Origin of the sequence: Burkholderia sp. LMG 13014 (assembly GCF_905232215.1) — a bacterium.
Lineage (GTDB): Bacteria > Pseudomonadota > Gammaproteobacteria > Burkholderiales > Burkholderiaceae > Burkholderia.
On record NZ_CAJNKE010000407.1, the window covers coordinates 1 to 5,556 of the forward strand.

General features: G+C 67.7%; 4 protein-coding genes. 1 reads left to right on the forward strand and 3 read right to left on the reverse strand.

The genetic code is table 11. From position 1 onward, the window contains the following. Window positions 1-32: 32 nt before the first annotated feature. The 3 genes from qhpC to peaA all read right to left on the reverse strand — a co-directional run bounded on the left by qhpC (window position 33) and on the right by peaA (window position 3,467). Entirely contained in the window at window positions 33-356 is a 324-nt protein-coding gene (gene qhpC / locus JYJ84_RS27285; protein WP_014900223.1) for a quinohemoprotein amine dehydrogenase subunit gamma, read from the reverse strand. 1 nt (window position 357) lies between these two features. After that, a complete protein-coding gene (gene peaB, locus JYJ84_RS27290; RefSeq protein WP_122949721.1) occupies window positions 358-1,788 on the reverse strand; it encodes a quinohemoprotein amine dehydrogenase maturation protein in 1,431 nt (476 codons plus the stop codon). A 71-nt stretch (window positions 1,789-1,859) separates the two neighbouring features. Beyond that, window positions 1,860-3,467 (reverse strand): quinohemoprotein amine dehydrogenase subunit alpha, encoded by a 1,608-nt coding sequence (gene peaA, locus JYJ84_RS27295; protein ID WP_175221694.1) that lies wholly within the window; start codon window positions 3,465-3,467, stop codon window positions 1,860-1,862. 447 nt (window positions 3,468-3,914) lie between these two features. On the opposite strand from peaA, the gene JYJ84_RS27300 reads away from it, so the two are divergent. Beyond that, on the forward strand, window positions 3,915-5,408 hold the full coding sequence (locus tag JYJ84_RS27300; protein ID WP_175221693.1) for an aldehyde dehydrogenase: 1,494 nt from the start codon (window positions 3,915-3,917) through the stop codon (window positions 5,406-5,408). Window positions 5,409-5,556: the final 148 nt, after the last annotated feature.

Consider the following 5,556-nt stretch of genomic DNA (forward strand, 5'->3'; position numbering starts at 1 on the left):
GCATGGAGAATCCTTGATCGGTGCCGGGTGGATCACTTGTCTTTGGGGAACACGCTGCCGAGCTGGCGCCAGTCCGCGCCGGAATCGGTCGCGTGCTTGTTCCAGTCGGGATAGGTGCTCATCATGTCGGGCACCTGCGCGGGCCACCAGCACGGGTCGGAGCAGCCGTACAGGTCGGCCTCCATCGGCTGGCACAGCGACGCGACCCCGCCGAACACGTCCGTTTCCCAGCCGGGATCGGTCGTCGACGTGCAGCCCGCGACGGACGTCATCGCGACGACTTCCTCGAGGCGATCCTGCTGCACGGCCTCCTCGAGCTTTTTCGCCTTGTTGTTGAGCGGCTTCAGATGTTTCATGTCAGTTCGCCTTGCGCGGAGTGATGTGGTTGTCGATGAACGCCGGGTTGCCGGCGATGATCCGGCTGTAGACCTCGATGCCGAAATCGATCCAGTCGCGCATCAGCTCGCAGTAGTGGTAGGTCGGATGCGTGGGGTCGCCGTAACGCGCGTAGCTCTCGTGATAGCAGCCGCCCGAGCACAGGTTGCGGATCCGGCAGGTTTCGCAGCCGGTGCCGCTGCGCTCGAGGCGTTGCGACAGGAAGTCGTTGAGCTCCGCCTGTGCGACGCCCTCATGCACGTTGCCGAAGGTCGGCAGCGTGGAGCCGGTGAAGCGGTGGCACAGGTTCAGGTCGCCCTTGTGATCGACTGCGAGCATCTTGAGCCCCGCGCCGCACGGCAGCGACTTCTTGTGCCCTTCGTGCAGATCGGTGATCAGCTGGTGCAGGTTCGAGAAGCCGATGTTGCGGTTCTCGAGCGCGGCGGCCAGGTAGCGCCGGCCGAGCGCCTTCATGTTCGCGAACACCTGCGCGAGTTCATCGGTCTGCAGGTTGAACGTATCGAGCTGCCCCGACGTGACCGGCGCGAAGCCGACTTCCGCGAAACCGAGTTCGTTGAACAGGTGATCCCAGATGCCTTCGATGTCGGTCACGCCGCTCGTCAGCGTCACGCGCGCGCCGACCGGGCGGCTGCGGTAGCGCTTGAGCAGCATCTCGACCTTGCGGCGCACGACGTCGTAGGTGCCCGCGCCGCCGACCGTGCGGCGGTTCAGGTCGTGGATCGAGCGCGGCCCGTCGATGCTGACCGACAGCCCGAAGCGATGCGCGTCGAGCCAGTCGACGATCTCCTCGGTCAGCAGCGTCGCGTTGGTCGTCATCACGAACTCGACCTGCTTGCCGAGCGCGCCGAAGCGCAGCTCGCAATACTCGACCATGCACTCGATCAGCTTGCGGTTGCTGAGCGGCTCGCCGCCGAAGAACACGACCGTGTAGCGCGGCAGGTCGGGCGATTCCTTCAGCAGCATCTCGACCGACGCCTTCGCGGTGTCGATGTCCATCCGCCGCCCGGCGGACGGCGTGTCGAGGTCTTCCTTGTAGCAATACGTGCAGCTCAGGTTGCAGCCGGTGTTCACGTTCAGCACGACCGTGTCGATCGCGGTGCGCTCGACGCGCTTCACCGCGATCTCGGGCGTGAGCGGCGAGCCGTCGCTGACGACCTCGAGGGCCATCAGCTCGCCGAGCGTCTCGGCCAGTTCGCCGTGCGGCGAGCGGCCGGCCAGCCGCGCGAACAGCTCGTCGGCCGTGCAGCTGCTCGCGCGCAGCGCGTCGATGATGTCGGCCGTCACGCGATCGGCCGCGAACAGCGAGCTGCTCGGCACATGAAACATCAGGCGCTCGTCGTCGACGCGCACTTCGTGCACGTTGCGTTCAACTACGTTCAACAGGGCGCTCATCGGATTCTCCTTGCGTTCGTCGGATTCGGACCGGGCCGCGTCGCGGCCCGGCACGCGGGGATGCGGATCGGTCAGGGCAGCGGCGGGTTGTTCCAGCGCTGCACGCCGACGATCATGTGCCCGGTGCCCGTCACCGTGCGTGCGCCGTCCGTCACCGTCGCGACGACGTTCAGGTTGCCCGTGTTGTTGGTGCCCATCCGGCGCGCGGGGTTCGGGCCCGCGTTGCCCGGCGTGAAGATGCCGGTCGACGCCTGCATCGTGCCGGCGAACTGCGTGTCGCGATCGCCCTTCGACTGATCGTCGAACGGGGTGACCGACCATTGCGCGGGCACGACGCCGATGCGGAACGGCTTGCCCGCGCCATCGACACCCCATGCCACCGCGTCGAAACGCCCTTCGACCTTCGGTGTCGAACCGCCGTTGCCGCCGATGCGCGCGACCGCGTAGTCGGGTTCGACCTTCACGTCGTGGATCTCGCGATAGACCGCGAAGCCGTCCGCATGCGCGGCGCCGACGCTCACCCGGCGCGCGCCGGCCGCGCTGCCGTCGGCGGCCTTCACGCGCACCCGCACGTATTGCGGCGTGCGCTCGAGCACCGATGCGACCGTCACGCCGGTGCCGAATGCGGGCGTGCCCTGCAGGTTCGCGCCGACGATCGTCACGTCGGTCTCCTCGCCGGCCTTCACGTAAGCCGGCTGCACCGCCACGATCTGCGCGCTACCGAGCTTCGCCGCGTTGAAGTCGAGGCCGCGTTCGTCGTGCGCATCGTCGAACATCCGGCCGCGCAGCGTGCCGTCGCTCGCCATCAGCACCTGACGCATCGTCGTGTCGCCGATCTTCACGCTCGCACGCCATTCGTAGCCGGTGTAAAGCGTCGCGGTGCCGGTGCCGACGAGCGGGCTGCCGTCCGCGAAGCGGCCCTTCAGTTCGACATCGAAGCGGTCACCCGTGCCGCCCTTCACGGTCATCGTGCCGTACGCATCGCCCTTGCCCGGCATGTGGCCGCCGAAGCTCCACGTGCCGGCGAGCGCGGTCGCGGGCGGATGGTGCTGCTTCCACGCGGCCCATGCGCTGCTGTTGTACGGGTAGTCCTTCGCGAGCATCGGCGCGATGTCGGTGAGCGCGATCTTCAGCCAGTCGCGGTCGCGGCCCATCGCCGAATACTCGATCGACGGCCACTGCCCGAGGTGGAAGTTCACGAGCTTGTCCCATTCGGCGACCGGGCGGCGCTGCAGCAGCGGGCGCGCGGCCGAGTGGCAACGCGCGCACATCTGCTTGAATTCCTCGTTGCCGACGGTCTCCTGCGTGTTCAGGCGGCGCTCGGGCGCGTAACGGAAGTCCTTCGTCTCCGACGGCGCGAGACCCTGCGTATCCGACAGGTACTTCACGAGAATGCGCCGCTCGTCGTCGCTGATCGTGAGACCGTGCATCGTCTGCATCCGCGCGATCGTCATCAGCCAGCCTTCCGGCGTCTTGCGCTGATGGCTGATGCGGCTCCACGAATCCTTCGACTCGGCCGCGTGACAGGCCGCGCATGTCTGGCTCAGGATCGCGTGAGCGTCGCGCGGCGTCTGGGCCTGGGCCTGCGCGGCGCCCGAGGCCAGCGCGAGCGCACCGGCGGCGGCGACGGCCGCGGCCGCGCGGGGCGGCCGGCTGCGTCGAATGAAAGTCTTGAACAAGGCTCTGCTCCTTTACGTGGGGTCTCGAATCGTCCGGCCTGCAGCGCTACGGCGCTTGTCTCATGCTCTTCAAGCACAGGCCGTGCCAATTGCCGACGTCGGGTTTGCCATAAGGAAAACACGCGCTTTTACCGCCGAACGCTCGGGAAAATCCCGATTCAAACCGACGCGCCAAACCGGCATTCGCGTGCCTTTGCCGCGGTGTGGCGGTCGTGGCCGGCAGCATGCGTGCCGCATGTCGCGTCTCACGTTGCACCCGGATTCTCAAATTGAGACGGCGCGCAGCGAACGCGGCGCGATGCCGGGCAGGTGCGCGATCGCGGGTCATCACGCCGCGCGCCCCGCGCCACATGGCGTGTGCGGCGCGCATGCGGGCCGCCGCGTCAACGTTGGTATGGAAGCTGCTTTTCGCCTCGACACCCGAACCCCGATGAGCGAGGAGCTTCCATGCAGGCAACGTTGTCGTTACTTCCGCAAACCCAGTCGTTCATCGCACGCACGCCGTCGATGCTGATCGGCGAGACGTGGCGCGGCGCCGAAAGCGGCGCCACCCTGGCTGTCCACAACCCCGCGACCGGCGACGAACTGTGTCGCGTGCCGGCATCCGGCGCGGCCGACGTCGATCGCGCGGTGCGCGCCGCCCGCCAGGCGTTCGACGATTCCGCATGGAGCCGCATGCGGCCGCGCGAACGGCAGAACCTGCTGTGGCGTCTCGCGGATCTGCTCGAACGCGACGCGCAGCAGTTCGCCGAACTCGAATGCGTGAACAACGGCAAGAGCGCGCAGATCGCGCGCGCGATGGACGTGCAGCTGGCGATCGACTTCCTGCGCTACATGGCCGGCTGGGCGACCAAGATCGAAGGCGCAACCGTCGACGTGTCGATGCCGCTGATGCCCGACAGCCAGTTCCACGGCTTCATCCGGCGCGAGGCGGTGGGCGTGGTCGGCGCGATCGTCGCGTGGAATTTCCCGCTGCTGCTCGCGTGCTGGAAGCTCGGCCCCGCGCTCGCGACGGGTTGTACGATGGTGCTGAAACCCGCCGACGAGACGCCGCTCACCGTACTGCGGCTCGCGGAGCTCGTGCAGGAAGCCGGTTATCCGGCCGGCGTGTTCAACGTCGTCACCGGCACCGGCGCCGAAGCGGGCGCCGCGCTCGCGCATCACCCCGACGTCGACAAGCTGACGTTCACGGGCTCGACCGAAGTCGGCAAGCTGATCGGCAAGGCCGCGATGGAATCGATGACGCGCGTGACGCTCGAACTCGGCGGCAAGTCGCCGACGATCGTGTTCGACGATGCGGACCCGGCCGTCGCGGCCGCGGGCGCGGCCACCGCGATCTTCTTCAATCACGGCCAGGTGTGCTGCGCCGGCTCGCGCCTGTACGTGCAGCGCAAGCACTTCGATCGCGTGGTCGGCGACATCGCGGGCATCGCGAGCAACATGAAGCTCGGCAACGCGCTCGACCCGTCCGTCGACATGGGCCCGCTGATTTCGGCGAAGCAGCAACAACGCGTGGCCGGCTACATCGAGCGCGGCCGCGAACTGGGCGCGCAGCTCGCATGCGGCGGCGAAGCATACGGCCCGGGCTTCTTCGTGAAGCCGACCGTGCTCGTCGACGTGGACCAGAAAGGGCCGCTCGTGCAGGAGGAAATCTTCGGGCCGGTGCTGGTCGCAATGCCGTTCGACACGATCGACGATGCAATCCGCCTCGCGAACGACACGCGCTACGGCCTCGGCGCGAGCATCTGGACCAACAACCTGTCGGCCGCGCACCGGATGATCCCGAAGATCCGCTCGGGCTCGGTCTGGGTCAATTGCCACAGCGCGCTCGATCCGGCGCTGCCGTTCGGCGGCTACCGGATGTCGGGCTTCGGCCGCGAAATGGGCGCCGCTGCGATCGAGCATTACACCGAGTTGAAATCGGTGCTGATGAACGTGTGATCGCATTGCCGAACTGAACTGAGCGGCACCCGCGCCGCGCGACACGGTCGCGCGGCGTGCAGGTGCCCCGTGTTCGTACTCTTCCGCGCTGTTCCACAACGCCAACGACACCGAGACACCCGATGCCCCGCCTCCCCGCTTCCCGCCG

Excerpts from the sequence above, each read along its gene's own strand:
- qhpC (WP_014900223.1), bottom strand. The coding sequence starts at position 356 with ATGAAACATCTGAAGCCGCTCAACAACAAGGCGAAAAAGCTCGAGGAG.
- JYJ84_RS27300 (WP_175221693.1), top strand. The coding sequence starts at position 3,915 with ATGCAGGCAACGTTGTCGTTACTTCCGCAAACCCAGTCGTTCATCGCA.
- peaB (WP_122949721.1), bottom strand. The coding sequence starts at position 1,788 with ATGAGCGCCCTGTTGAACGTAGTTGAACGCAACGTGCACGAAGTGCGC.